Origin of the sequence: Serratia sp. 506_PEND, assembly GCF_001076875.1 — a bacterium.
Classification (GTDB): Bacteria; Pseudomonadota; Gammaproteobacteria; order Enterobacterales; family Enterobacteriaceae; genus Serratia; species Serratia marcescens.
Map to the genome: position 1 here is coordinate 1 of NZ_JVEL01000106.1, position 438 is coordinate 438.

1 pseudogene is annotated in these 438 nt (G+C 57.5%); it reads right to left on the reverse strand.

What is annotated here, in order from left to right:
* Window positions 1-438 (reverse strand): annotated as a pseudogene (locus ADK28_RS32030) (sigma-54-dependent Fis family transcriptional regulator); the annotation flags it as partial.

A 438-nucleotide genomic window follows, 5' to 3' on the forward strand; every position in this document is an offset into this window, starting at 1 on the left:
CCACACGCTGGCGATCGCCGCGAAAAAACGCCAGGCGTGAGCGGATCACACCCGACTCAAAGGTCTGAACGGCTTCCCGTAAATCCCGGATATGCGGGTAGCTATCAGGTTCGGACCCATTCACCTGTGAACGAATATCCGATGACGCCGAAAGCGGTACCTGTACGTCAATCTGTTGAGGGTCTGTCGCGTGCGCACAGGCGACCTCTGTCATGTTACGCAGCTCACGGATATTGCCCGGAAACGCGTAGCCCAGCAGTTGCCTGAGCGACGCCAGACGGATGTCACCGGGACGTTTGTCATCGCGTTCGCTGAACGTGGCGATAAAATGGCGACACAGCAGCGGAATATCTTCAGGACGCTCACGCAGGGGGGGAACGACAATCTCGCTCTGGCAAAGACGATGGTACAGATCCTGGCGAAAATGCCCGTCGGTAA